Annotated in this window: 13 protein-coding genes; 12 read left to right on the forward strand and 1 reads right to left on the reverse strand. The window is 56.8% G+C overall.

Annotation, left to right across the window (positions count from 1 at the left end; all coding sequences use genetic code 11):
- Positions 1–89: 89 nt before the first annotated feature.
- The 8 genes from rnmV (at position 90) to HOP44_RS22195 (ending at position 7363) form a co-directional block, all read left to right on the forward strand.
- The gene (gene rnmV / locus HOP44_RS22160; RefSeq protein ID WP_172257467.1) at positions 90–635 is read left to right on the forward strand and encodes a ribonuclease M5; all 546 of its coding nucleotides are present in this window, start codon (positions 90–92) and stop codon (positions 633–635) included.
- 4 nt (positions 636–639) lie between these two features.
- Positions 640–1524 carry a 16S rRNA (adenine(1518)-N(6)/adenine(1519)-N(6))-dimethyltransferase RsmA gene (rsmA, locus tag HOP44_RS22165; RefSeq protein WP_172257469.1) on the forward strand — a complete coding sequence of 295 codons (885 nt, stop codon included), beginning with the start codon at positions 640–642 and terminating at the stop codon, positions 1522–1524.
- Between the two features lie 141 nt (positions 1525–1665).
- Positions 1666–1944, forward strand: a complete 279-nt coding sequence (locus tag HOP44_RS22170; protein ID WP_150235547.1) for a Veg family protein — start codon at positions 1666–1668, stop codon at positions 1942–1944.
- Positions 1945–2123: 179 nt separating this feature from the next.
- Entirely contained in the window at positions 2124–2978 is an 855-nt protein-coding gene (gene ispE, locus HOP44_RS22175) for a 4-(cytidine 5'-diphospho)-2-C-methyl-D-erythritol kinase (protein ID WP_172257471.1), read from the forward strand.
- 149 nt (positions 2979–3127) lie between these two features.
- Positions 3128–3955, forward strand: a complete 828-nt coding sequence (gene purR, locus HOP44_RS22180; RefSeq protein WP_172257473.1) for a pur operon repressor — start codon at positions 3128–3130, stop codon at positions 3953–3955.
- Positions 3956–4268: 313 nt separating this feature from the next.
- Entirely contained in the window at positions 4269–4565 is a 297-nt protein-coding gene (gene spoVG, locus HOP44_RS22185) for a septation regulator SpoVG (protein ID WP_172257475.1), read from the forward strand.
- 262 nt (positions 4566–4827) lie between these two features.
- Positions 4828–6219, forward strand: a complete 1392-nt coding sequence (gene glmU / locus HOP44_RS22190; RefSeq protein ID WP_172257545.1) for a bifunctional UDP-N-acetylglucosamine diphosphorylase/glucosamine-1-phosphate N-acetyltransferase GlmU — start codon at positions 4828–4830, stop codon at positions 6217–6219.
- 193 nt (positions 6220–6412) lie between these two features.
- Positions 6413–7363 (forward strand): ribose-phosphate diphosphokinase, encoded by a 951-nt coding sequence (locus HOP44_RS22195; protein ID WP_172199263.1) that lies wholly within the window; start codon positions 6413–6415, stop codon positions 7361–7363.
- Positions 7364–7476: 113 nt separating this feature from the next.
- Here HOP44_RS22195 and HOP44_RS22200 read toward each other — a convergent pair whose 3' ends face one another.
- Positions 7477–7677 carry a hypothetical protein gene (locus tag HOP44_RS22200; RefSeq protein ID WP_172257494.1) on the reverse strand — a complete coding sequence of 67 codons (201 nt, stop codon included), beginning with the start codon at positions 7675–7677 and terminating at the stop codon, positions 7477–7479.
- Positions 7678–7831: 154 nt separating this feature from the next.
- Between HOP44_RS22200 and pth the strand changes: the two genes are divergently transcribed.
- The 4 genes from pth (at position 7832) to HOP44_RS22220 (ending at position 15029) form a co-directional block, all read left to right on the forward strand.
- Positions 7832–8392 carry an aminoacyl-tRNA hydrolase gene (pth, locus tag HOP44_RS22205; protein WP_172257496.1) on the forward strand — a complete coding sequence of 187 codons (561 nt, stop codon included), beginning with the start codon at positions 7832–7834 and terminating at the stop codon, positions 8390–8392.
- 89 nt (positions 8393–8481) lie between these two features.
- On the forward strand, positions 8482–12015 hold the full coding sequence (mfd, locus tag HOP44_RS22210) for a transcription-repair coupling factor (protein WP_172257498.1): 3534 nt from the start codon (positions 8482–8484) through the stop codon (positions 12013–12015).
- Positions 11996–13213 (forward strand): peptidylprolyl isomerase, encoded by a 1218-nt coding sequence (locus HOP44_RS22215; RefSeq protein WP_172257500.1) that lies wholly within the window; start codon positions 11996–11998, stop codon positions 13211–13213. The genes mfd and HOP44_RS22215 overlap by 20 nt, the downstream gene beginning before the upstream one ends.
- 130 nt (positions 13214–13343) lie before the next feature.
- Positions 13344–15029 carry a putative polysaccharide biosynthesis protein gene (locus tag HOP44_RS22220; RefSeq protein WP_343060013.1) on the forward strand — a complete coding sequence of 562 codons (1686 nt, stop codon included), beginning with the start codon at positions 13344–13346 and terminating at the stop codon, positions 15027–15029.
- The last annotated feature ends 109 nt before the right edge of the window (positions 15030–15138 follow it).

The following is a 15138-nucleotide window of genomic DNA, read 5'->3' on the forward strand; positions in this document are numbered from 1 at the left end:
AGGGTGTTATACTCAACCGTATAGGAACGAAACCGAAGAAGAGGAGGTTCTCCTCTTCTTTTTGTTATGAAAGACGAAGGAGAGGGAACATGATCAAAGAAGTGATTGTCGTGGAAGGGCGCGACGATACGGTCGCGGTTAAGCGGGCGGTCGAGGCGGACACGATCGAGACCGGAGGATCGGCAATCGGAGCCGCGGTCATTCGGCGCGTCAAACTTGCGATGGAGCGCAGGGGCGTCATCATTTTGACGGACCCCGATTTTGCGGGCGAACGGATCCGCAAAATCGTGGCGCAGAAAGTTCCCGGCTGCAAGCATGCTTTTATCCCCGAAGCCGATGCTACCCGCAAAGGAGACATCGGGGTAGAGAACGCTTCGCCGGAGTCGATCCGCCTTGCGCTGGAACGGGTACACACGGAGATGCCGGGCGGCGAGAGCCAGATCGACTGGCAGGACCTGATCGAAGCGGGACTGATCGTCCACCAACAAGCGGCTGCAAGACGGATGGCCATGGGCAATCTGCTCGGCATCGGCTACTGCAACGGCAAACAGTTTCACAATCGGCTGCGCATGTTCCAGATCTCCCGCCGGGAGTTCGTCGATGCGCTGTCCCAAATCGAAAACGAAGGATCGTGAGTTCATGAACGAAAACGAAGGCATCGCTTCACCGAAGCGAACCAAGGAAATTATCGACAAGCACCGATTCTCTTTCAAAAAAAGTCTCGGTCAGAACTTTCTGATCGATCAAAATATTCTGGGTAAAATTGTGGCTGCCGCCGATCTGGATACGACCAAAGGCGCGCTTGAGATCGGACCCGGCATCGGCGCCTTGACCGAGAAGCTTGCCCTGAACGCGGGAGAAGTGACGGCCGTCGAGATCGACCGTCGGCTCATTCCGATTCTCCAGGACGTACTGAGCCCGTACGGCAACGTAACGATCCGCCAGGCAGACGTACTCAAGGTGGACCTGAAGGCGCTGTTCGAGGAATCGTTCGCATGCAGCGAGAAGGTCAGTGTCGTCGCCAACCTGCCCTATTACGTGACGACTCCGATCCTCATGAAGCTGCTCGAAGAGAAACTGCCGCTCGAGAATATCGTCGTCATGATCCAAAAGGAAGTCGCCGAGCGGATGTCTGCTTCGCCGGGAGGCAAGGAATACGGCAGCCTCAGCATCGCCGTGCAGTATTACAGCGAGCCGGAGCTGGTGTGCATCGTGCCGCGCACGGTATTTATTCCGCAGCCCAACGTCGAGTCCGCCGTCATTCGTTTGAAAGTGCGCGAGAAGCCGCCGGTCGAGCTGGAAGACGAAGAGCATTTCTTTACGCTGGTCCAAGCTTCGTTTACACAGCGGCGCAAGACGATCGCCAACAACCTGCGCGCCCGCTACTTCCCGGGAGAAGGGCGTGAACGGATGGAGCAGCTGCTGCAGGAGGCGGACATCGCGCCTACACGCCGGGCAGAGACCGTATCCATCGAAGAATACGCACGGTTGAGCGGGATTTTCCTCAGAGAAGGGCTGCGCTGAACGGCTGCAAAAAGGCGGCCTGAATTGACAAAAACCCCCGTTGACAAGGTAGAAATGATACTGCTATAATGATTAATTTACCTTGACATGATACTCTCAAAATGTTACAATTGAGTGTATTGAGAGAGGTGGTTGAGAAGAATGGCACATCAAACGCTATCGGATATCAAACGCAGTCTCGACGCTCACGTAGGACACCGTATCATGCTTCGCGCCAATGGCGGACGACGCAAGACGGTTGAGCAAACCGGAGTCCTTGAAGGAACTTATCCGGCGGTATTTACAGTTATGCTTGAAGAAGAAGCCGAACATGCTTCGGGCCGCGTTTCTTATAGTTATGCTGACGTTTTGACCGAGACGGTTGAACTTTCGCTGATGAAAGACGATTCGGCTACGCCGATCGCTTACGCCAGCGTCTGATTCGCCCGGGTTTTTAGAAAGGCGGTTTTCGCTCACGCGGAAGCCGCCTTTGTTCGTCTCAAGAACACCGGCGGCAGGTTCGGGAAATAGACTTCGTGTCCGATTTTGCATATAATAGCTAAAGTTCAATTTGAGAGGGAAGCCGGGATTCCGGTCAGAATGCAGGGGCGGTGGAGAGCTTGTACATTTACGAAAAAGCGCCGGCGAAGATCAATCTGATGCTGGACGTTTTACATAAAAGGCAGGATGGGTTTCACGAAGTGGAAATGGTGATGACGATGGTCGATCTGGCCGATCGTTTGACGCTTAGCGATCCGGGCAGCAGCCGAATATCGCTGTCGAGCCAGTCGGGTTATATTCCGCTGGACGACAAGAACCTCGCGGTCAAGGCGGCACGCCTGCTGCGGCAGCGCTTCGGCATAAACCGCGGCGTGCATATGCATCTGGAGAAGCGTATTCCGGTAGCCGCCGGGCTGGCCGGCGGAAGCAGCGATGCCGCTGCCGCGCTGCGCGGACTGAACCGGCTGTGGGAACTTGGCCTGTCCATGGCCGAACTGGAAGAACTGGGCGCCGAACTGGGCTCGGATGTGCCTTTTTGCGTACGCGGCGGCACTGCGCTGGCTACGGGCCGGGGAGAGAAGCTTGAAAGGCTCCCGAATCCCCCGCGCTGCTGGGTCGTTCTGGCGAAGCCTCCGATCAATGTATCGACGGCGGATGTCTACGGCAATCTCAAAGCGGCGCAGATCGAGAACCATCCTTCGGCTTCGGGAATGAAGGATGCCCTGGAGCGGGGCTCGTTCGGGGATGTGTGCGGCGGTCTTGGCAACGTGCTGGAAGATGTGACGCTGAAGCTGTATCCCGGTGTAGGCCGTTTGAAAAAGGTCATGGAGAATCTGGGAGCCGACGGCGTGCTGATGTCCGGCAGCGGACCGACGGTATTCGGTCTGGCAGCCAAGGAAGAGAAAGCCAAGCGGATCTGCAACGGGCTTCGGGGTTTCTGCGAAGAAGTGTACGCCGTAAGAACCCTGGGATAACCCAAGCCGGATTCAATCCGAATCTTTTTGGCCGAATTTGTTAACCGAAACTCGCTATTTTCGGAATTTCATAAAAGACTCACTTGTACAGACACGTACAAAGATGTTATATTTTTTATAAAATATTCGGATTTAGCGAGGAAACCCCAGTGAAAAAATTAAAACGAAGTGCACGATTGGTAGAGTTGACCCAGTTCCTGCTGGCAAGACCGCACACCTTGATTCCGCTCACGACCTTTGCGGAAAGATACGGAGCGGCAAAGTCGTCGATCAGTGAAGATCTGGCGATTATCAAGGAAGTGTTCGAGGAAGAAGGCATGGGCGAGCTGCAGACGCTGGCCGGAGCCGCAGGCGGCGTCAAATACATCCCGCGGGTATCGGAAGAGCGGGCGCTCGGCATCATCGACAAGGTCTGCCGCAAGCTGGAAGAACCGGGACGCATTCTGCCGGGCGGTTATCTCTACATGTCGGATCTGCTCGGGCAGCCGCATCTCGTGAACGAAATCGGCGATATTTTTGCGACCATTTTTGGCGGGAAGAATATCGACGTGGTGATGACGGTCGAAACGAAAGGCATTCCGATCGCTTACGCCACGGGTGCCAAACTGAATCTGCCGGTCGTCCTCGTTCGCCGTGACCATCAGGTGACGGAAGGCTCGGCGGTGAGCATCAACTACGTATCGGGTTCGCACAAGAGCATTCATACGATGACGCTGTCGCGGCGGGCGATGAAGGAGAAGTCCCGTGTGCTGATCGTGGACGACTTCATGAAAGCGGGCGGAACCGTACGCGGCATGATCGACCTGCTGGCCGAGTTCAATGCGGAAGTTGCCGGAGTGGGCGTTCTGCTCGATTCGGGTTCGGTGGATTCGGAAGAGCGTCTGTTCGAGGATTATGTCTCGTTGGTGACGCTGGAGACGGTCGACTCGAAGACACGTACGGTAGGCGTTAAGCCGGGCAACTATTTCGAAAAATAACGGCGGCTGCCTCTTTCAAAAAATCGGCTTCAAAAGCATTTCCTCTTCGGGAAATGCTTTTTTTGTTCAAAAAACCCTTTTCCTTCAAAATGAAGGCAAATGTTTCGAAATGGCTTCCAAAAGGCTGAAACCATTTCGCGAACCTAACGTATTGATAACGAGTTTCAACGGAAAATGGCGGTATCTGTCGATTTCGTGAAGAAAACGAAAAAAAATCCGAAATTCTTGAATTTTTGTCCGCAAAAAGAAGGATTTCGGATACCGGTGTGGAATAATACACCAAGTCTTCTAATGATAAAGGTGGTGAACCTAAATGGAAATTACGGCTGTTAGACTCCGCCGCGTCAACTCCGAAGGTAGAATGAAGGCAATCGCTTCGATTACCATCGACGACGAGTTTGTCGTTCACGACATTCGGGTGATCGACGGAAATAACGGAATGTTCGTTGCAATGCCAAGCAAGCGTACACCGGACGGAGAATTCCGGGATATCGCCCATCCGATCTCTTCGGGCACCCGCGAGAAGATCCAAGCTGCCGTTCTGGACGAATACGAGCGTGCAGGCGTGGAAGGCGCGGAAATCGAAGAAGTTATCGAGGAAGGCGCGTAAGCCACACATAATCAGATAGAACGGGGAGCCGGGGGATTCGGTTCCCTTTTCTTTTTGCCGGGAATGCGATATATTCAGTATAGTAAAAAGATCAAATTCGCATCTGTGCCAAGCGCGGACGCATTTCGCGTGCGGATGAATGACATAGACGCAGCAGAAGACGCAGAAATAGCGGCCGAAGGGTCGAATCCTTAATAACCGTCGCCTCCAGAGGCAACGGTTATTTCCGGGTAAACAAAGAGGAGGCGGAGCATTGAAGAGGATGGCGATTGTTCTTGCCGCCGGCAAGGGCAAACGAATGAAGTCGAAGCTGTATAAGGTGCTGCATCCGGTATGCGGCAAGCCGATGGTGGGACACGTGGTAGACACGGTCCGCCGCACGAACAGCGAGCGTACGGTAGTCATCGTGGGCCACGGAGCGGAAGAGGTAAAGTCCTACCTTGGCGATCAGGTGGATTATGCGCTTCAAGCCGATCAGCTCGGTACGGGCCACGCCGTACGCCAGGCGGAGGAACTTCTGGGCAAGGAAGAAGGAACGACGATTCTGATCTGCGGCGATACGCCGCTCGTCCGTGCGGAAACGATCGAAGCGATGATCGCCCTGCACGAAGGCGAAGGAGCGGCAGCGACCATTTTGACGGCGGTTCCCGAGGATCCGACCGGTCTCGGACGCATTATCCGCGGGGAAGACGGCGGCGTACTGCGTATCGTCGAACAGAAAGACTGCTCGCCGGAAGAAGATGCCGTAAAAGAAATCAATACGGGCACCTACTGTTTCGACAACCGCAAGCTGTTCGAAGCGCTGGCCAAAGTAACGAACGAGAATGCCCAGGGCGAATACTATATTACGGACGTAATCGGGATTTTACAGGGCGAAGGGGAGAAGATTGCCGCCTACGCCACGCAGGACCTGACCGAGTCGATCGGTGTCAACGACCGCGTCGTGCTGTCCCAGGCTGAAGCGGCGATGCGCGAGCGCATCGTACGCGGGCATATGCTGGGCGGCGTCACCGTGATCGATCCGGCTTCGACCTATATCGGCGCCGATGTCCAAATCGGTTCCGATACCCTCCTCTATCCGGGTACCGTGATTAAGGGACAAACCGTAATCGGGGAAGAATGCACGATCGGTCCGAACAGCGAGATCGAAAATGCGGAAATCGGCGACGGAACCAGCGTATCCCATTCCGTGATCCGCGATTCCAAAGTCGGCGACCACGTGTCTGTCGGACCGTTCGCCCACCTGCGCCCGGGTTCAAGCCTGGCGGAGGGCGTGAAAGTCGGCAACTTCGTCGAAGTGAAAAATGCCGAGATCGGGCAGGATTCCAAAGTCTCCCACCTGAGCTATGTGGGTGACGCCAAAGTCGGCAGCCGGGTCAATATCGGCTGCGGAGCCATCACCGTCAATTACGACGGATTCAACAAGTCGCTGACCGAGATCGAAGACGATGCTTTTGTCGGCAGCAACGTGAACCTGATCGCACCGGTTCGCGTCGGACAAGGAGCCTACGTGGTGGCCGGTTCGACGATCACCAAGCAGGTACCGGCAGGAGACCTGGCCATCGGAAGAGCGCGCCAGGAGAACAAGCCGGGTTATGCCGATAAGATCAAGGCTCGCGCCAAAGCAAAAAAGGAAGCGGGCAAAAGCAACTAAAACGGCAAAACACAGCGCCGTTTCCCTACCGATTTGGATAGTCGGTTCAGGAACGGCGCCGCGCTTCGGGAGTTCGAGACAGTCGGGAAAGCTGAAGCTCCGCCATCCGCGCAAGCGGTATTGTTTTACCGGAGACCGTACGGCCTTAGGCTGCCCGGTCCACTAATGACCAGCACGGAGGGTTTACACTACTATGACTTATTGCGATTCAAAGCTGAAAATATTCACGTGCAATTCGAACCCCAAGCTGGCGAACCAGATCGCCGACTATATCGGAATTCCGATGGGAGAATCGCACACGACGAGCTTTAGTGACGGAGAGATCCAGGTCAAATTGTCCGAAAGCGTGCGCGGAAGCCACGTGTACATCATTCAGTCGACTTGTTTGCCCGTCAACGACAATCTGATGGAACTGCTGGTCATGGTCGACGCGCTGAAACGCGCTTCCGCAAAAAGCATTAATGTTGTCATTCCGTATTACGGCTATGCCCGTCAAGACCGCAAGGCACGCTCGCGCGATCCGATTACGGCCAAACTGGTCGCGGATCTGATCGAGAAGGCCGGTGCTCATCGCGTTATCGCGATGGACCTGCATGCCATGCAGATTCAGGGCTTCTTCGATATCCCGGTCGACCACCTTCTGGGCGTGCCGATTCTGGCGCAGTATTTCCGGTCGAAACAAATCGAGAATCCGATCGTGGTCTCGCCGGACCACGGCGGCGTTGTGCGCGCACGCAAACTTGCGGACCTGCTTAACGCTCCGCTGGCAATCATCGACAAACGCCGTCCGGAACCGAACGTCAGCGAAGTCATGAACATTATCGGGAACATCGAAGGCAAAACGGCGATCCTGATCGATGACATCATCGACACGGCCGGCACGATCGTACTCGGTGCGAACGCATTGGTCGAAGGCGGAGCCAAAGAAGTCTACGCCTGCTGCACGCATCCGGTCCTGTCCGGACCGGCAATGGAACGTCTCGAGAACTCGCCTTTAAAAGAAGTGATCGTGACCGATACGATTCCGATCACCCACCCTAATCCGACAAACAAACTCAAAGTGCTGTCCGTGGCTCCGCTGCTGGGCGAAGCGATCATTCGCGTGCACGAAGAGCTGTCGATCAGCAAGCTGTTTGAAATCTGATTCTTCCGATCGCCATAAGACCTATGCGGGTTACGTCCCCTTCTCCGAAGGAACGTAACCCTTCTCGGCGTGACCCGTTCCCGGGTTGACCGGGAAGCTTGCAGGCCGGGTCCTCAGTATCCCGGACGCGAGAGAAACACATAGCGGCCGCGGTGGTAAAGCGAACGGCCGATTTCGATAAAGCTTTCGTGAATGCCGGTGATCATTCCGATATCCACAGGGACGTCGTGGTGATAGACTTCGACAGGTACGCCGGCGTTCATATGATCGTGAAAGTGACGGTTGTCTTTGAGCAAGGCTCCGAATTTGTACATGCCGCTTTACAGCTCCTTTGTTGAAGGGACTGGCACGGCGCACTGCAGCCAGGCTGCAGCGTTCCGTGCTTTTGTCTCTACTATGCTTTATCCGTATATTGTAACAAAAATACGCATCAGAACCATAACGATTGCAGGCGAGGAGTCGTAGCGGATGAAATGGATCGTAGGTCTGGGGAATCCCGGGAAAAATTATGAAAAAACGCGTCATAACGTCGGGTTCATGGCTTTGGACCGTCTGGCGCAGAAACACGGCATTTCCATCAATCAGAGCAAATGCAAAGCGCTGATCGGAGAAGGCACGGTCGGCCGCGAGAAAATCGTATTGATCAAACCGATGACCTTCATGAATCTGTCGGGCGAATCGGTTCGCGCCTATATGGACTATTATAAAGTCGAACTCAAAGATTTGATTGTCGTCTATGACGACCTCGACACCGAAGTCGGCCGCGTCCGGCTGCGCTACCAGGGCAGCGCCGGCGGCCATAACGGCATCAAGTCGATTATTCAGCATACCGGCACGCAGACTTTCGATCGTGTGCGTATGGGCATTTCCCGCCCGCAAAACGGCATGGCCATTGTCGATTATGTGCTGGCCCCTTTTTCAAAAGCGGAGCAGCCTTTGCTGGACGAAATGATCGAAAAGACATGCGAGGCGCTCGAACACAGTCTGGACCATACGTTCGAACAAACGATGGCCCGGTTCAACGGATAAAGAAAGGCTTTGGCGTCGTGCGCCCAGCCGCATCGCAAAGCCTTCGTGCCGTATCTTTTTACTCCATAAGCATAAGAGAGGTGCCCCCCTTGTTAAACGCGCTTATCAAAGAAGTTGCCCGGGATCACGACTTCGTCTCGATCAAAGATGCCGTTTCGGCAGGGATGAAGGAACAGCTGGTCGCGGGCTTGTCGGGTTCGGCTCGCCAGCTGATGATGGCGGGTCTGCATCAGGAGCTGGAACGACCGCTGCTGATCGTCACGCACAATATTTTCTCGGCTCAAAAAATCGCGGATGATCTTCAGGAAGCGCTTCCCGAAGGCAGCGTACTGTTCTATCCGGCCAACGAATTGGTTGCGGCGGAATCCGCGATCTCAAGTCCGGAGACCATCGCCCAGCGTATTGAAGTGCTGACTCGCTGTGCGGACGGATTCAAAGGAGTGCTTGTCGTACCGTTTTCCGGTCTGCGGCGTTTTGTCCCGGATCCGGACGCTATTCGCTCCGCCCAACTGACGATTGAAGAAGGTTCGACTCTCGATCTGGAAGCTTTCCTGATGCGAATGGTCGAACTTGGCTATTCGCGTGTGGAACGCGTGGAGACCCGGGGAGAGATGAGCGTCCGCGGCGGAATCGTCGACTTTTTCCCGACGACATCCACGCTTGCTTACCGGGTCGAATTGTTCGACGACGAAGTCGATTCGATCCGTACATTCGATCCGGAAGACCAGCGTTCGATCGATAAGGTCAAACGCGTCCGTATTCTCCCGAGCCGCGAACTTGTGGCGAGCGGGGAACGGATGAAGCAGGGAGCCGATGCGGCTGCCGCCCTGCTGGAGAAACAGCTGGAGCGTATGACCGACCGCAAAGCCAAGACGGCTCTGCAGCAGGAAATCGGCCGGGAAATCGACCTGCTGCGCCAGCAGATCCATTTCCCGGAAATGTACAAATACGTGTCCCTGATCTATCCGGAACGACGGACGCTTTACGATTATATGCCGGAAAACACGCTGCTGCTGATGGACGAGCCTTCGCGTCTGCTCGATACGGCCGCGCAGCTCGAACGGGACGAAGCCGAGTGGAACTTGCATCTGCTGCAAAGCGGGAAAAGCCTCCCGGATCTGCCGCTGGCGCTGGAAGGCGACAGCTCGATCTATCAGCGGCCGTTCCAGACGCTGTTCCTCTCCTTGTTCGTCCGCCAGATTCCGCGTACCCATCCCGGACAGGTCGTCAATGTGGTCAGCCGGACCATGCAGGACTTCCACGGACAGATGAACGTGCTGAAGGCCGAGATGGGGCGTTGGAAAAAGTCCAATATGCGCGTTATCATGCTGGCCGGCGACGACGAGCGCGCCGCGCGGATCCGTCAGGTGCTGGAAGACTACGAGATCGAAACGCCGGAAATCATGCGCGGCCATCTGCAGGGCGGCTTCGAGCTGCCTTCCGCGCATCTCGTTGTCGTCACGGAAGGCGAACTGTTTGCGCAGAAGCAGCGTAAAGTACGCAAAAGCACCAGTACCAAGCAGATCGACAATGCCGAGCGGATCAAAAGCTATACCGAGCTGAAGGTAGGCGATTACGTGGTGCACCAGAATCACGGTATCGGCAAATATCTCGGCATCGGCACGCTTGAAGTTGCCGGCATCCACAAAGATTATATGCATATCATGTATGCCGGCGGAGACAAACTGTCGGTACCGATCGAACAGATCGACCTGATCCAGAAATACGTCGGCGCCGAAGACAAAGAACCGAAAGTCTACAAACTTGGCGGCAACGAATGGACAAGAGTCAAGACCAAAGTCCGTTCGTCCGTGCAGGACATTGCCGACGATCTCATCAAACTGTATGCGGAACGCCAGGCATCGGCCGGCTACAGTTTCGACAAGGACACGCCGGACCAGAACGATTTCGAGAACACGTTCCCTTACGAGGAGACGCGCGACCAACTGCGGGCGATCGAAGAGATCAAGGGCGACATGGAAATGACCCGTCCGATGGACCGGCTGCTGTGCGGGGACGTGGGCTACGGCAAAACGGAAGTCGCGATCCGCGCCGCGTTCAAAGCGGCGATCGAAGGCAAGCAGGTGGCGATTCTCGTACCGACGACCATTTTGGCCCAGCAGCATTACGAGACGTTCCGGGAACGCTTCGAAGGGTATCCGTTCAACATCGGCGTGCTCAGCCGTTTCCGCTCGCGCAAAGAACAGAACGAGACGATCAAGGGCGTCAAGCAGGGAACGATCGACGTCATTATCGGCACGCACCGCATTCTGTCGCAGGACCTCGTATTCAAGGATCTCGGCCTGCTGATCGTCGACGAAGAACAGCGGTTCGGCGTGACGCACAAAGAAAAGCTGAAGCGGCTCAAGACCAACGTGGACGTGCTCACGCTGACGGCAACCCCGATTCCGCGTACGCTCCATATGTCCATGCTGGGCGTCCGCGATCTGTCGGTCATCGAGACGCCGCCGGAGAACCGTTTCCCGGTGCAGACGTATGTGGTCGAATACAGCCCGACGCTCGTTCGCGAAGCGATCGAGCGGGAGCTCGCACGCGGCGGACAGGTCTACTACCTGTACAACCGTGTGCAGGGCATCCATGAGAAAGCGGCGGAAATTTCCGAACTCGTGCCGGACGCCCGCGTCAGCGTGGGTCACGGACAGATGAGCGAGCAGGAGTTGGAACGTACGATCCTGGACTTCCTCGAAGGCGAATCGGACGTTCTGGTCAGCACGAGCATCATCGAGACGGGCGTGGATATTCCGAACGTCAACACGCTGATTGTGCACGACGCGGACAAGATGGGGCTGTCGCAGCTGTACCAGATGCGCGGGCGCGTAGGCCGTTCCAACCGGATCGCCTATGCCTATTTCTCTTATCAAAAAGACAAGGTGCTGACCGAAGTCGCCGAGAAACGTCTGCAGTCGATCAAGGAATTCACCGAACTTGGTTCCGGTTTCAAGATTGCCATGCGCGATCTGTCGATCCGCGGCGCGGGCAACCTGCTCGGCGCGGAACAGTCCGGCTTTATCGCGTCGGTCGGTTTCGACCTGTACTCGCAGATGCTGGCCGAAGAGATCCAGAAGCGCAAAATCTCGATGCTCGGCGAAGCGCCGGCGGAAGACAAGCACTGGAGCACGATGATCGACCTGTCGATCGATGCTTATCTCCCGGCGGATTATATCTACGACAGTATCCAGAAGATCGAAATTTACAAAAAAGTCGCGGCGGCAACGACATTCGAAGACGTGCTTGAACTGGAAGACGAACTGCTCGACCGGTTCGGCGAACTGCCGGAAGCCGTCGTACGCCTGATGCAGGTCGCCCGCTTCAAAATTTACGGCCGTGCGTACGGTATCGAAAGCATCGCGAGAAAAGGAGACGATCTTGCGGTTACTTTCTACGAAGGACAGGAGAAAGCCGCCGAGCCGTCCAAACTTGCGCAAATTGGAAATCGATTCGAAAGCAGTGTACAATTTAAGCAGGGCACACCTCTTGCGTTCCACGTCAAAGGCAGGAACCTGCCGGAATCCGGGCGTCTCGAGACGCTGGAACGGGTTCTGGATGCCCTCCAAGAAGCGTTCAAATCGAAGGGAGAACTTCATGATGCAGTTAAGTCATAAAAAATGGGGAAAATTGGCGTCGCTCGGAGCCGTTGCGGTATTGTCTTTTTCCGTACTGGCCGCATGCGGCGACAAAGCCGATAACGAGGCCAAGCCGGCCGCGGAGACCAACAGCGGAACCGAAACGGCCAAACCGGCCGATACGGCGGCAACGGATACCAAGCCGGCCGACGACAGCAAAGTCCTGGCTACTTACGACGGGGGAACGGTAACGGAAGACCAGTTTAACACCGAACTGAACGTCATGAAATTCCTGCAGCCGACCTATGCGTCGATGATGGATTCGAGCGAAATCAAGAACTACATGCTGGACCAGCAGATCGCTTACAGCTATCTCGAAGGCAAAGCAAGCGACGAAGAAAAGAAAAAAGGCACGGAGATGGCCAAAGCGCAGGTCGACCAGTTCAAGACCCAGGTCGATCAAGCGCAGTTTGATACGCTCCTCAAGGATCAAAGTATTACGGAAGCGGACCTCACCGCCTATATGACCCAGGTGATGACGGCCGTTCAGCATATGTCCAACCAAGTGAAGGACGCCGATGTGCAAAAAGAATACGATGCGAACAAAGAGGCTTATATCACGGCCAACGTCCGTCATATCCTGATCAATTTCAAAGACGCCGAAGAAAAGGAACGTACGGATGCCGAGACGCTGAAGCTGGCCAAAGAAGCCAAAGCCAGAGTTGACGGCGGCGAAGACTTTGCCAAAGTTGCCGAAGAACTGTCGGAAGATCCGGGTTCGGCTTCGAACGGCGGATTGTACGAAAATGCCGCGGTCAACGACTGGGTCGAAGCATTCAAAAAAGCCGCATTGGAACAAAAAATCGGGGTAGTGGGCGATCCGGTCAAAACGGAATACGGCTACCATGTCATCAAAGTAGAAAAAAGAACGGAAACCTTGACCGACGAAGTAAAAGAAACAATTCGCAGCACCCTCGCGTCCACCAAGATGCAGGACTTCCTCGATAACGACCTTGCGGGCATTACGAAGAGCAAGGAAGAGTTCAAGGAAGAAGCGCCGGCAGCCGAAGGTACGGGCGAGACTCCGGCCGCGGGAACAGACGGAGCGGTAACGGAAGGCACCGAAGGTGACGCGGCCGTCGACGGAACGAAGACCGAAGATGCCCCGAAAACCGAATCGGGCGATGCCGGCACCAAGACGGATACGGGTACCGACACGAAGACGGACGGCAAGTAATCCGATCCGCCTGCAGGCAGTCTCTAACGTTCATAGTCAAACTCAAAAATAGCGCGGTTCACGCGCTATTTTTTTGAGCCGAAAAATGGCCGGAAGCCAAACGGCTTCCGGCAAGAAAGGAGGTCGCGGCGTGAAGACATCCACCTCGTCGGGTCTGCTCAGAGGCGCCTTTATTCTTGGCGCCGCGGCGATCCTGTCCAAACTGATCGGTACGCTTCAGAAGATCCCGCTGCAAAATATCGGCGGCGACGGCGTATTCGGCATCTATACGACCGTTTATTCGTTTTATGCGTTTCTGGCCGTCTTCGTGACGGCCGCCCTGCCGGCGGCGATCTCCAAACACGTGGCCGAGAGGCTGGCCGGCGCGGACGAGAACGGCGTTCGAAACGTGCTGCGCGCGGGTCTGCTCGCCGGCTGCTTCGCCGGGTTTGTGATGGCATTGGGGATGTGGAGCCTGGCGCCGCTGCTCTCCGGTTGGATCGGGAGCGAGCATACGTTGGTTCCGCTGCGCGCCATAGCGATAGCGCTGCTTGTCGTTCCTCCCATGGCCGCGCTGCGCGGCTTCTTCCAGGGACAGCAGCAGGCGCTGCCGACTGCCGTATCGCAGGTGTCGGAGCAGATTGTCCGCGTAGGCGTGATGATTGCGCTGCTGCTGACGCTCAGCGCCGCAGGAGCGTCCGACGAGCGGATCGCCGCAGGAGCCGCTCTGGGCTCCTTTGCGGGCGGCCTGGCCGGTCTGGTCGTCATGCTGGTGTTCTGGCAGCGTTATCGGCGAAACCGGAAGGCGGGCAGGCCGACAGGGATTGCCGAAGTGCCGCCTTCCGGCGGTCTGACGGCCAATCCGGCCTATCGGCTCGAGCCTTCCGCCGATCCGGAAGGCGGCTCTGTCGGCCGCTGGATCAAGACGCTGATGATCTATGCCGTACCGGTATTTATCGGTTCCCTGTCCCAGCCGCTGCTCGGACTGGTCGATACGCTGACCGTGCCGCGCATGCTTCAAAACGGAGGCTGGGGAGACCTCGCCGCCATGGAGCAGTTCGGCATCTACAACCGCGGCATTCCGATCGTCCAGCTTGTCTTCATGCTGTCGACTTCGCTGTCGACGCTGCTGCTGCCGGCAATCGCCGAAGCCAAAGCCCGGGGCGAAGAAGGCCGAATCGCGGTGTCGGCTTCGGTCGCGCTGCGCTGGTTATGGCTGCTCGGCCTGACGGCTGCGGGAGGCCTTGCCGTGCTGGCCGGGCCGGTCAACGTCATGCTGTACGCCGATGCCCAAGGGACGGACGCGCTGCGCTGGACCGCCCTGTCCGCCGCGGGCGGCACGCTTGGCATCGTATCCGCCGCGCTGCTGCAGGGCATGGGCGCCGTCCGTGCCCCCGCGCTGTTCCTGCTCGTCTCGGCTGCGCTCAAGCTTGTGCTCAATCTGCTGCTGGTGCCGCAGATGGGCATCGCCGGCGCGGCTCTCGCCGGCGCCGTCTCCTACATGGTCGCCGCGCTGCTCGGCGTCCTGATGCTCGCCCGTCTGACCGGGCTGCGCGCCAACGGCCGCCGGACGCTCCTTCAGCCCCTGCTGCTGGCGGGGCTGACGGCGCTGGCCGCTTATGCCGCCCGCCTGCTGACGGACGGCCTCCTGACCGCCGCGGGTCTCGGCGGCCGCACGGGAGCGCTGCTGACGAGCGCCGCCGGCGTCTCCGCGGGCCTTCTCGCTTTTGCCGCCGCGCTCGTCTATACCCGTGCGGTATCGGACGCGGAGCTGTCCGCACTGCCCGGCGGCGCGAAACTCGCCGCCCTGGCGCGGAAGCTGCGCCGCGAAAAGTGAGTCTGCGCAAGGCGTCCCGGACCGTTTTGGCGAACAAAGCCTTTTGCCGGAATGGGGAACGCCTGTACGTATTTAGGATTCGCAATTCGCCGGAACCCGTGCTATAGTG

The sequence above is a fragment of the Saccharibacillus deserti genome, from assembly GCF_013618475.1.
In the GTDB taxonomy this organism is placed as follows: Bacteria; Bacillota; Bacilli; order Paenibacillales; family Paenibacillaceae; genus Saccharibacillus; species Saccharibacillus deserti.

Coding starts and splice junctions, on each gene's coding strand:
- rnmV (WP_172257467.1), top strand. CDS start 90: ATGATCAAAGAAGTGATTGTCGTGGAAGGGCGCGACGATACGGTCGCG.
- rsmA (WP_172257469.1), top strand. CDS start 640: ATGAACGAAAACGAAGGCATCGCTTCACCGAAGCGAACCAAGGAAATT.
- HOP44_RS22170 (WP_150235547.1), top strand. CDS start 1,666: ATGGCACATCAAACGCTATCGGATATCAAACGCAGTCTCGACGCTCAC.
- spoVG (WP_172257475.1), top strand. CDS start 4,269: ATGGAAATTACGGCTGTTAGACTCCGCCGCGTCAACTCCGAAGGTAGA.
- glmU (WP_172257545.1), top strand. CDS start 4,828: ATGGCGATTGTTCTTGCCGCCGGCAAGGGCAAACGAATGAAGTCGAAG.
- HOP44_RS22195 (WP_172199263.1), top strand. CDS start 6,413: ATGACTTATTGCGATTCAAAGCTGAAAATATTCACGTGCAATTCGAAC.
- HOP44_RS22200 (WP_172257494.1), bottom strand. CDS start 7,677: ATGTACAAATTCGGAGCCTTGCTCAAAGACAACCGTCACTTTCACGAT.
- pth (WP_172257496.1), top strand. CDS start 7,832: ATGAAATGGATCGTAGGTCTGGGGAATCCCGGGAAAAATTATGAAAAA.
- HOP44_RS22215 (WP_172257500.1), top strand. CDS start 11,996: ATGATGCAGTTAAGTCATAAAAAATGGGGAAAATTGGCGTCGCTCGGA.